Source organism: Acinetobacter corruptisaponis, from assembly GCF_030053775.1.
Classification (GTDB): Bacteria; Pseudomonadota; Gammaproteobacteria; order Pseudomonadales; family Moraxellaceae; genus Acinetobacter; species Acinetobacter corruptisaponis.
In genome coordinates, this window is sequence record NZ_CP125669.1 from 591,243 (window position 1) to 606,103 (window position 14,861).

At 39.5% G+C, this 14,861-nt stretch carries 17 protein-coding genes; 10 read left to right on the forward strand and 7 right to left on the reverse strand.

The features are described 5' to 3' along the window. The first annotated feature begins 105 nt into the window (after window positions 1–105). From QLH32_RS02945 to QLH32_RS02955, 3 genes are read left to right on the forward strand one after another with little or no spacing between them, the layout of a single operon-like run. Window positions 106–471, forward strand: coding sequence for a DUF423 domain-containing protein (locus QLH32_RS02945; RefSeq protein ID WP_283268000.1), 366 nt, complete (start codon window positions 106–108; stop codon window positions 469–471). A 9-nt stretch (window positions 472–480) separates the two neighbouring features. Further along, window positions 481–678: a sulfur carrier protein ThiS gene (gene thiS, locus QLH32_RS02950; protein WP_004682254.1), complete on the forward strand. Its 198-nt coding sequence runs from the start codon at window positions 481–483 to the stop codon at window positions 676–678. A 22-nt stretch (window positions 679–700) separates the two neighbouring features. Further along, entirely contained in the window at window positions 701–1,486 is a 786-nt protein-coding gene (locus QLH32_RS02955) for a thiazole synthase (protein ID WP_267979658.1), read from the forward strand. 52 nt (window positions 1,487–1,538) lie between these two features. Here the strand turns inward: QLH32_RS02955 and QLH32_RS02960 are convergent, their stop codons facing one another. Genes QLH32_RS02960 through yaaA form a run of 4 tightly spaced genes read right to left on the reverse strand, consistent with a single transcriptional unit; the run spans window position 1,539 to window position 3,712 of the window. Beyond that, the gene (locus tag QLH32_RS02960) at window positions 1,539–1,997 is read right to left on the reverse strand and encodes an NUDIX domain-containing protein (RefSeq protein WP_283268002.1); all 459 of its coding nucleotides are present in this window, start codon (window positions 1,995–1,997) and stop codon (window positions 1,539–1,541) included. Between the two features lie 27 nt (window positions 1,998–2,024). Beyond that, window positions 2,025–2,642, reverse strand: coding sequence for an HD domain-containing protein (locus QLH32_RS02965; protein ID WP_283268003.1), 618 nt, complete (start codon window positions 2,640–2,642; stop codon window positions 2,025–2,027). 3 nt (window positions 2,643–2,645) lie between these two features. After that, window positions 2,646–2,912: a hypothetical protein gene (locus tag QLH32_RS02970; protein ID WP_283268004.1), complete on the reverse strand. Its 267-nt coding sequence runs from the start codon at window positions 2,910–2,912 to the stop codon at window positions 2,646–2,648. Between the two features lie 17 nt (window positions 2,913–2,929). Beyond that, window positions 2,930–3,712: a peroxide stress protein YaaA gene (yaaA, locus tag QLH32_RS02975; protein WP_283268005.1), complete on the reverse strand. Its 783-nt coding sequence runs from the start codon at window positions 3,710–3,712 to the stop codon at window positions 2,930–2,932. 124 nt (window positions 3,713–3,836) lie between these two features. Here yaaA and QLH32_RS02980 point away from each other — a divergent pair, with 124 nt between their 5' ends. Together QLH32_RS02980 and QLH32_RS02985 are read left to right on the forward strand one after the other, a co-directional pair. Then, a complete protein-coding gene (locus QLH32_RS02980; protein ID WP_283268006.1) occupies window positions 3,837–4,472 on the forward strand; it encodes an alpha/beta hydrolase in 636 nt (211 codons plus the stop codon). A gap of 81 nt (window positions 4,473–4,553) precedes the next feature. Continuing rightward, a complete protein-coding gene (locus tag QLH32_RS02985; protein WP_283268007.1) occupies window positions 4,554–5,603 on the forward strand; it encodes a DUF2157 domain-containing protein in 1,050 nt (349 codons plus the stop codon). A gap of 153 nt (window positions 5,604–5,756) precedes the next feature. On the opposite strand, the gene rtcR is transcribed toward QLH32_RS02985, so the two are convergent. Further along, on the reverse strand, window positions 5,757–7,358 hold the full coding sequence (gene rtcR / locus QLH32_RS02990; RefSeq protein ID WP_283268008.1) for an RNA repair transcriptional activator RtcR: 1,602 nt from the start codon (window positions 7,356–7,358) through the stop codon (window positions 5,757–5,759). A 67-nt stretch (window positions 7,359–7,425) separates the two neighbouring features. On the opposite strand from rtcR, the gene QLH32_RS02995 reads away from it, so the two are divergent. Continuing rightward, the gene (locus tag QLH32_RS02995; RefSeq protein WP_283268009.1) at window positions 7,426–8,388 is read left to right on the forward strand and encodes a ribonuclease Z; all 963 of its coding nucleotides are present in this window, start codon (window positions 7,426–7,428) and stop codon (window positions 8,386–8,388) included. Between the two features lie 19 nt (window positions 8,389–8,407). On the opposite strand, the gene QLH32_RS03000 is transcribed toward QLH32_RS02995, so the two are convergent. Continuing rightward, complete coding sequence (locus QLH32_RS03000; protein WP_283268010.1) at window positions 8,408–8,695, reverse strand: hypothetical protein; 288 nt, start codon at window positions 8,693–8,695, stop codon at window positions 8,408–8,410. A 349-nt stretch (window positions 8,696–9,044) separates the two neighbouring features. On the opposite strand from QLH32_RS03000, the gene QLH32_RS03005 reads away from it, so the two are divergent. The 4 genes from QLH32_RS03005 to rtcA all read left to right on the forward strand — a co-directional run bounded on the left by QLH32_RS03005 (window position 9,045) and on the right by rtcA (window position 13,335). After that, window positions 9,045–10,313, forward strand: coding sequence for an RtcB family protein (locus tag QLH32_RS03005; RefSeq protein WP_283268011.1), 1,269 nt, complete (start codon window positions 9,045–9,047; stop codon window positions 10,311–10,313). 45 nt (window positions 10,314–10,358) lie between these two features. Beyond that, entirely contained in the window at window positions 10,359–11,576 is a 1,218-nt protein-coding gene (locus tag QLH32_RS03010; RefSeq protein WP_283268012.1) for a hypothetical protein, read from the forward strand. A 3-nt stretch (window positions 11,577–11,579) separates the two neighbouring features. Then, complete coding sequence (locus QLH32_RS03015; protein ID WP_283268013.1) at window positions 11,580–12,038, forward strand: DIP1984 family protein; 459 nt, start codon at window positions 11,580–11,582, stop codon at window positions 12,036–12,038. A gap of 256 nt (window positions 12,039–12,294) precedes the next feature. Then, window positions 12,295–13,335: an RNA 3'-terminal phosphate cyclase gene (gene rtcA / locus QLH32_RS03020; RefSeq protein WP_283268014.1), complete on the forward strand. Its 1,041-nt coding sequence runs from the start codon at window positions 12,295–12,297 to the stop codon at window positions 13,333–13,335. Between the two features lie 32 nt (window positions 13,336–13,367). On the opposite strand, the gene QLH32_RS03025 is transcribed toward rtcA, so the two are convergent. After that, window positions 13,368–14,828, reverse strand: a complete 1,461-nt coding sequence (locus tag QLH32_RS03025; protein WP_283268016.1) for an aminoacyl-histidine dipeptidase — start codon at window positions 14,826–14,828, stop codon at window positions 13,368–13,370. Window positions 14,829–14,861: the final 33 nt, after the last annotated feature.

Below are 14,861 nucleotides of genomic sequence, written 5' to 3' on the forward strand. Positions count from 1 at the left end.
TTACATCAAACACAAGGGCTTTCATGCCCTTTTGTTTTATCTGGCTTTGTTTAAACACCCGAATATGTTAAGTTTGTTCATCAAATTTCTAGTTCCATTATCATTATGTGGATAGCTATCTCGGCGCTTAACCTTGCGCTTGCAGTTATGTTGGGCGCTTTTGGTGCGCATGGACTCAAATCTTTTGCCACACCTGAGCAACTTACTTGGTGGGGTACAGCCACCCAATACTTTTTCTATCATGCGCTTGGCTTACTGATTCTGGGTGTACTCCATAAAACCACACCAACTTTCCCAATAAAGACGCCTTTTATTTTGATGCAAATTGGCATCATTTTTTTCTGCGGTTCGTTGTACATTATGGCGCTCGGCTTACCTAGAATTCTTGGTGCTATCACCCCGATTGGCGGTGCATTCATGATTGTGGGTTGGCTTTTGCTCGCATGGCAAGCGCTTAAGCATGCGAAATAAGGATTTATCATGCACATCTATTTAAATGGCGAGTTGACTGACACGCCTTGTGAAAACCTACAGCAATTGATTCAGGTGTTGGCTTTAGAGGGCAAACGCTTCGCTGTGGAGAAAAATCAACAGATCATTCCGAAAAGTAAACTTGAGCAAACCACAATTGCTCCCGAAGATCGTATTGAAATCATTCAAGCTGTTGGTGGCGGCTAATCAGCTAAAAATGGAGTAGCCCATGCAAGATTCCCCTTTAATTATTGGCTCACGTACTTTCCAATCTCGTTTATTGGTCGGAACAGGTAAATATAAAGATTTAGATGAAACTGGTTTAGCCATTCAGGCCAGTGGTGCTGAGATTGTGACGGTGGCAATTCGTCGTGTAAATATCGGACAACATGCAGATCAACCTAATCTGCTTTCAGTGATTCCACCTGAAAAATATACCATCCTGCCAAATACCGCAGGTTGCTTTGATGCGGATAGCGCAATCCGTACCTGTATGCTGGCGCGTGAACTTTTGGATGGACACAATCTGGTCAAGCTGGAAGTTTTGGGTGATGAGAAAACCTTATATCCAAACATCACTGCAACACTGAAAGCGGCTCAAACCTTGATTGATGATGGTTTTGAAATCATGGTCTATACCTCGGATGATCCAATTGTCGCTCAGGAACTTGAGAGCATGGGTTGTGTCGCAATCATGCCTTTAGGTAGCCTGATCGGTTCTGGTTTAGGCATTCTTAATCCGCACACTATTTCTATTATTAAGGAAAATGCCAAAGTGCCTGTGCTGGTCGATGCAGGTGTGGGTACAGCCAGTGATGCGGCCATTGCAATGGAACTTGGTTGTGACGGTGTCTTGATGAATACAGCGATTGCGGCTGCTCAAAATCCGATCTTAATGGCTTCTGCCATGAAGAAAGCGGTTGAAGCAGGTCGTGAAGCTTATCTGGCAGGCCGTATGCCTCGTAAACGTATGGCAAATGCAAGCTCGCCTGAAACAGGTTATTTCTTTAAATAAAAATTAAATCTAAAATAAAAGGGCAAACATGCCCTTTTATTATTTTCAAATTTTAGCGTGATTCCAGATTGACAAGGTGAACAATACTTTCATTTGGCAATAAAACAAGTTCTTGCAAAACATCTGGTTTTAGCATTTTGATTTTACTTTTAGGCATCCATGAAATGACTTCGGCAGCAGCTGAATTAGCTTCAAGATAAGCTGATTGCTGTTGAATTTCCCCTTTGTAAATATAAAGAAATTCATGAAATTGTTGTTCTGATGCAATGTCATAAAAGAAATTTTCAACAATCGCAAAAAGTACAGGTGAATTAAAATGCTCTCCTGTTTCCTCAAAGACTTCCCGTTGAATCCCTTCAAGCGTTGTTTCAGAAAATTTTAAACGTCCGCCAACTAAAGAAATACTTCCATCAGGAAAGGTGGATACTAAAATTTGATTTTCATGCTCTATCCATGCTGCCACACGAATGTTGAGCTTGCCCTCAGCCACTTCCAATGTTAAGTCTTTCACTTTTACCCAATGAGTTAATCAAACCAATTATTGTATTATATTCTTTAAGTTACTTTTTGCCCTTTGCTCAAAACTCTGTTGAAAATATTCCGTTTGATACAGTGGTTCTGTTTGATAGAAATGTCTCAGGACTTCTTTTCTTTTGACTGAGTAAATTTCAGGATCAACCCAAGCATATTCCTGTTGAATCTGTTGTTCATATTCTACAAAACGTGCTGGCGAGCTAGCTAAAATGGCTAAATCAATATCCAATAAAAATTGTAAATCCAATTCATCTGTTGGTGCATGTTTTTGTGTGGCTAAAATCCATTGCTTAATTTTAATAACCGTTTGATGAGATAAATCAGCAGCCAAATACTGTTCAAACAACTCTGCGCTTTTGAGTTCATTATCTTTGGCTTTTGGATCATAAACTGCATCATGAAACCAGAGTGCCAAGGCAACTGCATGTGCATCATTTAAATATGGTTTAATCGATTCAAGTAAGGTCAGACATTCATAAAGATGTTGAACTGTATGATACGCCCGTTGTTTTTCGCTATAGGCAGAGATCAGCTTATTCAACATTTTCTGTGGTTCAGAAAAATGGTAATACTGATGTAGTTCAAACCATGATTTTTCCAAGGTTGATAGATATTGCTGCATAAATTAACGCTGTATTTCCTGATTCAGCCACTTTGCCAAAGACTCAGCATCTTTACGCTCAAGAAATAGCTTAAACAGTGTACATTCACCAAATTCATGGGTCAGTTCCTGCTGACGGACAGGATGGTTACCAAAACGAAAACGTCTGGTACCATCTGTATCCAAAGGCAGCGCATAAACACCGTAACTGCGAGGTTCAGTCAGTTTACCTTTTAAACAGACCTGATCGAATGAGATCGCATGTTTTAAGAAATATTCTTTACTGAGCATCCCCTCTCTCCACAGATTTAGGTTGCGTGTTGTTCATCCCGCTTAAAGACCAGTTCTTTTGCTGATGAACTCTCTGCATCAAAATAATAGCCATCCGTGTTAAATGCTTTGAGCTGTTCAGGTTGGTTCAATTGATGCTGAATCATGTAACGTGCCATAAGTCCCCGTGCTTTTTTAGCATAAAAACTAATGACTTTATATTTTCCATTTTTTTGATCCAGAAACACAGGCTTGATAATCTCTGCCTGAATGTTCTTTTCATTCACAGATTTATAATATTCGTCAGAGGCTAAATTTACCAATACTTTTGCATCAATATTTGCCAAGTCCTGATTGATCTGATCCGTAATAATATTGCCCCAAAACTCATACAGGTTATGGCCACGGGTATTGTGTAGTTTAGTACCCATTTCCAGACGGTATGGCATCATCAGATCCAAAGGACGCAATAAACCATAAAGCCCCGACAACATCCGCACATGCTGTTGGGCGAAGTTGATTTCCTGATCATCCAAATGATAGGCATCCAGCCCTGTATAGACATCGCCCTTAAATGCAAACATCGCCTGACGGGCATTGGAGAAATCAAAGTCCGCATTCCAGTCACGGAAACGCCCAACATTTAGGTTGGCGATTTTCTCACTGACACTCATCAATGATGCAATCTCAGTGGCTGAAAGTTTACGGCACACGTCAATCAATTGTTGAGATTGTTGCAGCAAACGGGGTTGCGTATAAGTATCTGTCGGTAAAGCTGTTTCGTAATCCAAGGTTTTTGCTGGAGAAATTAAGGCAAGCATAATCAATCAAAGTAAATCTACATTCCCTAAACTATAACAGTTGATAATTTTTAATGCCAATTCGTGTTCTCGCTAAGTTTTATCGGTAAAATAGTGGATTCTTCCATTATCCATTACATTTCTTATGTCTGAGCAAATATTCATTCAGGGTCCTGTTGGTCAAATCGAAATGTTTGTTGATCAACCCAAAGGTGAAATTACAGGTTTTGCGGTGGTGTGCCATCCTCATCCCTTACAAGGTGGCACACCACATCACAAGGTTCCTGTGTTGCTGGCACAGATTTTCAATGAAATGGGCTGTGTGGTCTATCGCCCAAGTTTTCGTGGTTTGGGTGGCAGTGAGGGTGTGCATGATCAGGGTCATGGTGAAACGGATGATATTCTGGCAGTGATTGAATATGCCCGTGAAAAACATGTGGGTTTAACTTTTTATGCAGGTGGCTTTAGTTTTGGTTCACATGTACTGGCAAAATGTCAGGCACAACTCAGCGAAGAGCATCGTCCAAAACAACTGGTTTTATGTGGATTGCCTACAGGTTCAGTGGTCGAATTGCGTCATTACACCACTCCAGCGATTGAGGGTGATATTTTATTTGTCCATGGAGAACAGGATGATATTACCCTGCTCTCTGACATGATCGCATGGGCAAAGCCACAAAAGCATCCGATTACTATTTTGCCAGGTGCCAACCACTTTTTTACAGGTTATTTAAAACAGCTCAAACAAGTGATTGCCCGCTTCCTCAATGTGTCGATTTAACAACAAATCTAACAAAAATTACGTCTTTTAGGCCTGATGTCTGTTATATCACTAGCGATAAATAGGCATTAGGGTTCTTTGATGAAATTAAATAAAAAACAGGGGCTTTTTTTAAAACATACCATTGAGTACTGGCAGCAGCAAGGCACTATTACGCCTGAGGTTGCCAATAATCTCAAAGACAGTTTTTCGATTCGTTCCTTTGACTGGGAACGGCTAGCAAAGTATTCATTCTGGATTTCGATGATCTGTGCGGTGATTGCCATTGCAGCGATTACCCTTGATGAGTTTTTGATGAATCTGATCGAGAAAATCTTTGTAGATTCAAAGCTCATTCCTTGTCTTATTTTTGCTGTCGTAGCGGCTGCTTTTTATCTAATTGCATATCGTCGACGTAAAACAAAACCTTTACATCAATTTAGTAATGAAGCGATTATTTTTGGCGGTGTGCTTTCTACGGCTGTTGCAGTGGCTTATTTTGGGCAAGCAATTGATACAGGGAGTGGGCATTTTTCATTGTTATTTCTGCTTTCAACCCTCATTTATGCTGCACTCGCCTTTTGGTTTCCATCCAAATTGATCTGGGTATTTTCCCTGCTTTCGCTCGGCTCATGGTTTGGTGCAGAGACAGGCTATATGTCAGGTTGGGGAGCTTATTATTTAGGCATGAATTATCCATTACGCTTTGTCTTATTTGGTGGCGTACTGATTGGTTTAAGCTGGCTATTTAAACGTCATGTACGGTTTTTAGATTTTGCGCATTCTACCTATGTGATGGGCTTGTTATACCTGTTTATTGCCTTATGGATTCTGTCGATCTTTGGCAATTATGGCGACCTGAATAGCTGGTACAACGTCAAACAATATGAGCTACTGCATTGGGGAATTTTATTTGCGTTTGTGGCCATCATTGCAATTGTCTATGGTTTAAAACACGATGATGCAACCTCACGGGGTTTTGGTATCACCTTTCTATTTCTTAATCTCTATACCAAGTATTTTGAATTCTTCTGGAATGGTATGCATAAAGCCATTTTCTTTATCTTGCTGGCCGTGTCTTTCTGGTGGATTGGACAACATGCAGAAAAACTGTGGAATCTGGAATTTTTAACACATGAAACCAAGAAATAGAGAGCTAAAATTAAATAAGATATTGATTATATATACATTTATCTATTAAATTTTCTATATTTTCAAGTTTCATGGTTTATATGTGACACTTTAAATCAATTAATAGTTCTTATATGAGCTATTAATTGGTTTTCGGCTTAACTCGAATAGTGTTTAATTTAAATCTGCCCAACTTAACCCAAACTTTGCCAAATACTTTTTCACTCGGTCACTGTCATTGGTGGTATTGCGCTGCTGGCGAGAAGCAGCAAAAAGCTGTCGCCCTGCATCTGCCATGGATTTGGCATGTTCACAAACTTTCAGTACACCACGCAGTTGAATCTGGTCAAACTCATCCATATCGGCAATCTGGGACTGATCAAAATATTTATCTAAAATATCATTTTCTTGTCGTGAGTGAGATTCCCCCTGAATCGACCAAAGCTGTTTTAAACGCTGGATCTCCTTTTCCACTGTTTCTGTTCGGATTAACTCCCCTTGAGACAAGGTCGCCAAACGTGTGACACTGGCCGTTAAATCACGAAAATTCCCTTGCCACGATGCCTCTTTAGACTTGACAAATTTTAAGTACACATCCAAGGCATCACGCTGGAAACGCAATTGACGCTGATGATTTGCGGCAAAACGTTGCAATTCAAACTCGATATTTGGAGCAATATCCTCAATACGATCTTTTAAATTGGGCAAGAAAAATGTCCATGTATTCAGCCGTGCCCATAAATCTTCTCGGAAACGTCCTGCCTGTACCTCCTGACGCAAGTCCCGATTTGTTCCTGCAATCAACTGAAAATCAGCCTGAACCTCTTTATCACTCCCCACTGGAAAAAAGGATTTATCTTCCAGAGCTTTCAACAACATCGCCTGTTCATCCAGCCCCAATTCACCAATTTCATCCAAAAATAAAATGCCTTGATCTGCACTTTTCAGTAAACCTGAACGGGAAGCGGCTGCACCTGTAAATGCCCCCTTGATATGACCAAACAGGCTCGACATGGCACTGTCACCCCGTAAAGTTGCACAGTTCACATCAATAAAACGTCCACTCAAATGAAACTTTTCTTTCTTGAGCTGAAAAATCTGTTTGGCTAAATGTGATTTCCCCACACCTGTTGCCCCCATAATTAAAATGGGTGCACTGGAACGAGTGGCAACCAGTTCAACTTCGGTAATCAGTTGATTAAATGCAGGATTATAGGTAGAAATATTGGCCTTGAGTTGTTGCCAGTTTTGTTGTTGTTCATCAGCAAAACGTTGTTTTAATACATCATAACGAGATAAATCCAGATCAATAATGCGGTACTCACCCTCTGGTGTTTTATTTTGATTAGGCGAACTCTGAATCAGTTTGGCAGGTAAATAATTGGCATCCACCAATAGATACCAACAAATTTGGGCGACGTGTGTTCCAGTCGTGATATGTAAAAGATAATTATTTTTTTCAGTGTCAAAGACATAGGATTTTACAAAATCATAGAGTGCACCATAGACCTCGGCAAAATCCCACGGATCACGGATACTGATTTTGTGTCCTGAAACGATGGTTTGTGGAGAAAGCTCCTGAGCATCCTCAGCTATAAATTTAACCAGATTATGATGTTGGCGATCGTGTAATAAGATCAGTTCATCTACAATTAAATCTTCATGCATCAATAAGCTCATTGTTGGACGCCAACGTTGCCAGCGATCTGGACGTTTTCCTTGATCTAAAGTTGAACCAACAAAGCCAATCACAACGGTTTTTTTTACATTCGCCATCATTTCTATAAAATTTTATAACTGTCTATCATATACAATACGTATTTAACCGAAAAATTCCAATAATATGCTGCATTTTACTTTTTTAGGCACATCATCAGGTGTCCCAACACTGACACGCAATGTTTCTGCCCTAGCCATACGAAACAGCAAGAATAAAGACTGGATTCTCGTTGACGCAGGCGAAGCCACACAGCATCGTATTCAGCGAACCAAACTTTCTTTACAAAATCTGGTTGCCATCTGCATTACCCATGTACATGGAGATCATTGTTATGGCTTGATTGGCTTATTGGCAAGTGCGGGTATGAATAGACGTGCTGAGCCATTAACCATTATCGCACCCAAAGAAATTCAGCAGTGGGTTGAAACCACTGCTCGACTAACTGATTTATATTTACCCTATCCATTAAAATTTATTGATGTCCATAATGCAATTCACCCCCAACACATTACGGATGAGCTTTCCATTCAAGCCCACTCACTGAGCCATCGTGTGCCAAGTTTTGCCTTTAGTATTATTGCGCAATACACCCATCAAAAATTAGACATTCAGGCGCTCACACAGCTTGGCGTTCCCAAAGGCCAAGCTTGGGGAGATTTAAAGCAAGGTAAAAACATTGAATTTAATGGGAATATTCTAAAGTCAGCAGATTATTTGCAGACGCATACTCAACAGGTTCATGCCATTGTCGGTGGTGATAATGACCAACCAGAGTTATTGACCCAAGCCTGCCAGACTGCACAGCTCTTGATCCATGAATCGACCTATACACAAACAACCTTGGATAGAGTCGGCAAAAGTCCAATGCACAGCTCTGCCAAAATGGTGGCTGAATTTGCTCAACAGCAACATTTAAGCAGCTTAATCCTGACCCATTTTAGTCCTCGACATCAGGATCATGCTGGACAACAGGCAATTGCTGATGAAGTGAGTGAATTTTATAAAGGCAATTTCTATTTAGCCAATGATTTTGACCAATTCACACTGGATACAACAGGACAACTGAGTAAAGTAAATTTGAAATAAATGAGATATAACGTTTTAATTAAGGAATATCTGGGGATAAAAAGTCAAATATTCCTCGCAACAAGCGAAATGGTAAAGTGATGATCCAGTAAATGATCTCTACAGGAAAATCAATTATATCCAGCCAATCCCAACCATTATCTCGATGATGATTTTTTCGTTTAGGCTTAATCCAATACGCCAATAAAAAACACGCCAGACTGAATGCAAACAGTATCCAATCAAAACTAGCAAGCAAGCATTGGACAAAAAACACCACACCTGCCACAAATAATAGAATTGAAAAAAGATAACGAAGAAAAATCATCGTAGAGACGTATCCTATTGTCTTAACATAATTTATACCATGTTTTATTGCGGAATAACGCTATTTTCACAGCTATAATACGCAATCCAACTCATTACAAAAAATATAATTAAAGATATAAATATATTTATTTTTATATTTAAAAAATCACACCAATCAAAACAACATAAAAAATAGACATTTAAAATTCTTTTAATTATTTAAAATCAATATCTTGAAAAATAAAAACATGCCATATAAAAAACTGGCACGATGCCTGCAATAGTATAATTACACAACATCACTGGGATATTGTGGATATCACCTGCCTGCAAACGCTTGGCAGGCAGGCTTTGAAAGGAAAATGAAAATGTCTGTCATTGAAGAAATTAAGCAACAAGCTCAAGTTGAGCAAGCAAAACAACAACGCGCCTACCAAGTGCTGCAAAATGAAAAAAGTATGCCTGTAAAAATGTGGACCAATGGTGTTGTCGTTGATGATAATTCTAAAAAACAATTGCTACAAACTGCCCAAATGCCATTTATTTATAAATGGATGGCAGTGATGCCCGATGTGCATTTTGGTTTAGGTGCAACCATTGGAAGTGTGATTCCAACCAAAGGTGCGATTATTCCTGCCGCTGTGGGTGTCGATATTGGTTGTGGAATGATGGCGACTCGTACCAACCTGACTGCTTCTGATTTGCCTGATAATTTACATGCTTTGCGTACTGAACTGGAACGCTTGATTCCACATGGAATGACTAAACGTGGTCGAGATAAAGGTTCATGGGAAACACCACCTGAAATGGTCGATCAGGCTTGGGCAGGTTTAGTTGCGGATTTTGAATTGATTTGTGCCAAGCACCCTCGCCTTAAAAATACCAATAACCGCAAACAATTGGGAACTTTAGGAACAGGCAACCACTTTGTTGAAATTTGTCTGGATGAGCATGATCACGTCTGGATTATGTTGCACTCAGGTTCTCGTGGTGTGGGTAATGCTATTGGGAATCACTTTATTGAACTTGCCCGTAAAGATATGCAAAAGCACTTTATTAATTTGCCAAATAAAGATTTAGCTTATCTGGTTGAGGGTACAGAACATTTTGATGATTACTGGTTTGCGGTGGGTTGGGCCCAACGTTTTGCTATGATGAACCGTGAAATCATGATGCAAGCTGCCATCAAGGCTTTGGCGACGATTATCCCAAAACCATTGAATGCCAAGCTTGAAGCCGTAAACTGCCACCATAATTATGTGCAAAAAGAACAGCATTATGGTGAAGAAGTGATGGTGACACGCAAAGGCGCTGTGAGTGCCAAGCTTGGACAATATGGGATTATTCCTGGATCAATGGGTGCGAAGTCTTTTATCGTGCGTGGCCTTGGAAATCAGGAATCATTCTGTTCATGTTCGCATGGCGCTGGACGGGTGATGAGCCGTGCCGAAGCCAAACGTCGCTTTACTGTAGAAGATCAGATTGCGCAGACTGAAGGTGTGGAATGCCGTAAAGATGCTGCTGTGATTGATGAAATTCCATCGGCTTATAAACCGATTGAAGATGTGATGAAAGCACAGCAGGATTTGGTTGAAGTAGTGTATACCTTACGACAAGTGGTGTGTGTTAAGGGTTAACTTCTAAGTTGTATAGTACATAAAATAAATCTCAGGAAAAATAAAATGATGAATATATGTATTGAAGCTGTGGATTTAATATTAGATGCCATTTATTCAATTGGTGAGAGAAATGAACTGTTATCTCAATTTACTATTCGTGAACCAAATAGTTCTATTTGGAGTCATGGAATAGGTACAGAAATTTATATTCGAAATCAGCAAGACTACTTAAAGGCATTAGTTTTTATTAAACAGAATGGTGCTTCATATTTAAGAAAACTCCCCATTTCTGAAATAAGAAATAAGGTTACTAAGTTTCTAACCAAAAACTTTTGGTTTATTCGAGAGGGAGAGTTTTCTCGTAATCCAAATATTTCTTACAAAATACAAATTCCTGTTGAAGCCAAGTTAAATTTAGCAAATGCTCTACTAAATTCTTCACTTTTCAAAGAAGATCTTAATACGTTTTTGTATCCATTTAACTCAATCCAACTAGAAAATGACTTGATATTTGATAATTTTTTTATCATTAATAGTCAAAATCTTAGCTTCCAACATATGAATATTGATGTCCGTTATTCAAATGAATTTGATTTTCTATACTACCCTAGTATTAGAAACGAAAATCAAAATAGAAAACGAGTATCAACTTGGATTGGAATTAAAGCTCCCACGGAAGAAATTTCAAGAAGAACTTTATACTCTATACTTGGTGCTATTTCTTTATTTGAAGAATCTAATAAAAGATACTGTTTCAATAGTTTATGTGAAGATTCAGGTTGTTCATATTTTTCTCATCAGAGCTCTTATACTTACAGACAAACTCAGGACTTAACCCCAAGTCTCTATTTCAAATTAAAAGTTAAAAATGAATTAGTAATCCAATTGGAACATCTATCTAGTCTTTTGAAATCAAATGATAAGACATCACAAAGAAGTATTTCAGCTTTAACGAGTTTTTATAAAAGTTGGTTTGAAAAAGATGCTGAACAATATCGCACCTTTTGTTCTTGTATAGAGGCATTAATTGAAGATACCCGATCTAAAAGCTCTCAGAAATTTAGAGATTTATCCAAGTCCTACATACCTAAATTCTCTGAAACCCAATTAACTGATCTATTAAAAATTCGAGGCAATATTGTGCATGGGAAAGCACCTCATCTATATGATAGTGAAAATTACGATTTCTATGTCGAAAAATATTTATCTGAACCTAGAAGTGATCTTTTAGAAATTGTTGAGAAAGTTCTTAAAACACATATTTTCCAAATTCAAGGATAAACCATGAAAATCGCAGAAGCACTCTTACTGCGAAGCGATCAACAAAAAAAGCTCGCTTCATTAAAACAACGGATCAACGCCAATGTATTGGTACAGGATGGTGATGAACCAAGCGAAGATCCCAATGAATTGATCAAACAAGTATTTGCTTTAATTCAGGAAAGCAACCAATTGATTTGTCGTATCCATTTAACCAACGCACAGGCGAAACTAGATGATGGGAAGACATTGCTATCGCTACTGAGCTTACGGGATAATTATGCCGAACAGCATAAGATTCTCATTGATGCGATTGCCAATACTCATCGCGAACCTGATCGTTATAGTGCACGGGAAATTAAATGGCAAAAAGTCATTCCTGTTTCAAGTTTGCAAAAACAGGCGGATGATATTAGTGCCAAAATACGTGACCTCAATATTAAGATTCAGGCTGCAAATTGGCAGATTGATTTAGTCGAATAGACAACAGATTTTGTGAAGTCATTTCACAATACCAGTTTGGACATACTGGGCGAGTACAAGATCCTGCTTTACTCCGATCTGAGGGATTGAAAATAATTCAGGCGGCTACGGCAGCATGTGAGCCGTGCATTGATTCACTCATCAGGCTCAGCACCATGCACCTTGCAATCCTTTGCCAAAAGCAAAGTGACACGTTACTTCGCATTACCATGTACTGACAGTATGTTCATTTAAATAGAAAACAAGGAAAATAGAAGTGAATAAAGCTTTGGCAAATATGCCAGCAACCATCCAAATTGATGGTTCACAAGGCGAAGGTGGTGGTCAGATTTTACGAACTGCCCTTGCCCTTTCAATGATTACAGGTCAGGCATTTGAACTGATCAACATTCGGGCTGGGCGTAAAAAACCTGGCTTGATGCGTCAGCATCTGGTTTGTGTACAAGCTTCACAGCAAATCAGTCAGGCCTATATTGAGGGTGCAGAACTGCATAGCCAGCGTTTGTACTTTGCGCCACAGCATGTGCAAAGCGGAAAATATCAATTCCAGATTGGTTCGGCTGGCAGTACCACACTGGTGTTACAAACTTTATTACCTGCATTACTGCTGCAAGATCAACCCAGTGAATTAATCGTTTCAGGTGGCACACATAATCCACTTGCCCCTACTGCTGATTTTATTGAGCATTGCTTTTTACCTTGTTTAAAAAAGATCGGGATTGATGTGGACTTTAAACTGGAAAAAGCGGGTTTCTTTCCAATCGGTGCTGGACAGATTCATATCACCATTCACCCGTGGCAACAACGACATGCTTTAGATTTACGCCAATGTGGTCAATCCCCACACATCGAAGCCCATGCTGCGGTTTTGAATTTAGCGCATGATATTGCCCAAAGGGAATTGGCAACCTTAGATAAAAAGTTAAAACTTGATCATCAACAGCAATTTTTCCTAAATGGTATCAGTCAGGGCAATACCGTTTATGTCAGGGTTGAGCATGAGTACCATACCCAATTGTTTACAGCTTTAGGCGAAATGCGTAAAAGTGCTGAACAAATTGCCAATCATTTAGCTGAACAAGTTAAGTCTTATCAGTCTTCCAAAGCAGTTGTAGATGAGTATTTGGCAGATCAGTTACTGCTACCTTTAGCACTTGGTCAAGGTGGCGAATTTACAGCACAATGCATCAGTGAACATACCCGTACCCAAGCTACCATGATTGAAAAATTTATTGATTGTGAAATTGAGTTTATCGAGCTGGATAAAAGTCGATTTCAGGTCAATGTCAAAGTTTAGAAGCCCATCAATGGGCTTCTTTTATTAGAGTTTTATTTAACAGCTTCCAAAGCTGTCACCAATAACTTCCAGCATTTTTCGACCGTATCCACTTTCACCCGCTCACCTGGTGCATGTGCCCCTTGAATGTCTGGGCCAAATGAAACCATCTGTAAATCTGGATAATGCTCAGCAATAATGCCACATTCCAAACCTGCATGAATCACTTTCAAGTTTGGTTCAATTTCAAATGCGGATTGATAGGCCTGTTGTAGACACTTCAATGCAGCCGAATCTGGATTGGGTGTCCAACCTGACACCAACGGCGTTAATTCAGATTGAATATTAAAATTTACAAAGTGCTGCTGAATATTCTGGGCAAAGTTTACAGCCTCTTGATTCACCATCGAACGAACCATAATTAAAGTCTTTGCTTCGTCTTTAGTGAGTCTGACCACGCCAATATTATTAGATGTCTCAACCACATCGGGTAAAGCCTGACTCATTTCCTTAACGCCATAAGGACAAGTTGCCAATGCCTGCAACCAAGCCTGTTGCTGATGCAAAGAAATGACTTCACTGATTTGATTTAGATTTTGTTGAACTGTGATCTGAACCTGATCATCAATCCCTTGTAGCTTTTGTTGCCATTCAGCTTGTGTTTGGGCAATGATTTTTTCCAATTCTGCTAATTTTTCTGCTTCAATTGCGATGGTTGCCACCGCTTCTCGTGGAATGGCATTTCGTGCCGATCCACCAACAAATTCAACCAGTCGCCCATTTGATTGTGCTAAATAGTCATTCAGAAAATTGGCTAAAATCACATTGGCATTGCCACGACTCAAATGAATATCAACACCTGAATGCCCACCCTTTAAGCCTGAAACCATGAGATCAACACAAATGGGATTTGCAGGTGCAGTTACATATTCAAGAGTTTGTTGTACCTCAATATCAATACTGCCAGCACAACCGAGATAGAGTTCGCCCCATTCTTCAGTATCAATATTAAACAGCCACTGCCCTTTTAATATGTCTGCTTCAAGTAAACGAGCGCCACTCATGCCCGCTTCCTCATCAACTGTTAAAAGGACTTCAATTGGTCCATGTGCAATATCGTTTGATTCCAATACAGCCAATGCAAGTGCTACGCCAATCCCATTGTCCGCACCTAAAGTGGTATTTTCGGCAATCAGCCAGCCGTCTTTGAGTATAGGTTGAATGGGATCTTTAAAAAAATCATGTTGCGTACCGCGATTTGCCTGCGTCACCATATCCAGATGACCCTGCAAAATCACACCTGCAACCTGTTCTTTACCAACCGTTGTGGCTTTGCGAATAATTAAATTACCAATATCATCAATATAAGTTTCTAGGTTGTGCTGTTCCGCCCAATCCTTTAAATGTTGGCGTAGTTGTTGTTCGTGCTTGGATGGTCGGGGAATCGTACACAGGGTTTCAAAATGCTGCCAAACCATTTGTGGTGATAATTTAGAAAAATCAACCCGTGTCATGCACCCATACCCTTAAATAAAGTGTTCAAACAA

Excerpts from the sequence above, each read along its gene's own strand:
- QLH32_RS02945 (WP_283268000.1), top strand. The coding sequence starts at position 106 with ATGTGGATAGCTATCTCGGCGCTTAACCTTGCGCTTGCAGTTATGTTG.
- thiS (WP_004682254.1), top strand. The coding sequence starts at position 481 with ATGCACATCTATTTAAATGGCGAGTTGACTGACACGCCTTGTGAAAAC.
- QLH32_RS02955 (WP_267979658.1), top strand. The coding sequence starts at position 701 with ATGCAAGATTCCCCTTTAATTATTGGCTCACGTACTTTCCAATCTCGT.
- QLH32_RS02965 (WP_283268003.1), bottom strand. The coding sequence starts at position 2,642 with ATGCAGCAATATCTATCAACCTTGGAAAAATCATGGTTTGAACTACAT.
- QLH32_RS02970 (WP_283268004.1), bottom strand. The coding sequence starts at position 2,912 with ATGCTCAGTAAAGAATATTTCTTAAAACATGCGATCTCATTCGATCAG.
- yaaA (WP_283268005.1), bottom strand. The coding sequence starts at position 3,712 with ATGCTTGCCTTAATTTCTCCAGCAAAAACCTTGGATTACGAAACAGCT.
- QLH32_RS02980 (WP_283268006.1), top strand. The coding sequence starts at position 3,837 with ATGTCTGAGCAAATATTCATTCAGGGTCCTGTTGGTCAAATCGAAATG.
- QLH32_RS02985 (WP_283268007.1), top strand. The coding sequence starts at position 4,554 with ATGAAATTAAATAAAAAACAGGGGCTTTTTTTAAAACATACCATTGAG.
- rtcR (WP_283268008.1), bottom strand. The coding sequence starts at position 7,358 with ATGGCGAATGTAAAAAAAACCGTTGTGATTGGCTTTGTTGGTTCAACT.
- QLH32_RS02995 (WP_283268009.1), top strand. The coding sequence starts at position 7,426 with ATGCTGCATTTTACTTTTTTAGGCACATCATCAGGTGTCCCAACACTG.
- QLH32_RS03000 (WP_283268010.1), bottom strand. The coding sequence starts at position 8,695 with ATGATTTTTCTTCGTTATCTTTTTTCAATTCTATTATTTGTGGCAGGT.
- QLH32_RS03005 (WP_283268011.1), top strand. The coding sequence starts at position 9,045 with ATGTCTGTCATTGAAGAAATTAAGCAACAAGCTCAAGTTGAGCAAGCA.
- QLH32_RS03010 (WP_283268012.1), top strand. The coding sequence starts at position 10,359 with ATGATGAATATATGTATTGAAGCTGTGGATTTAATATTAGATGCCATT.
- QLH32_RS03015 (WP_283268013.1), top strand. The coding sequence starts at position 11,580 with ATGAAAATCGCAGAAGCACTCTTACTGCGAAGCGATCAACAAAAAAAG.
- QLH32_RS03025 (WP_283268016.1), bottom strand. The coding sequence starts at position 14,828 with ATGACACGGGTTGATTTTTCTAAATTATCACCACAAATGGTTTGGCAG.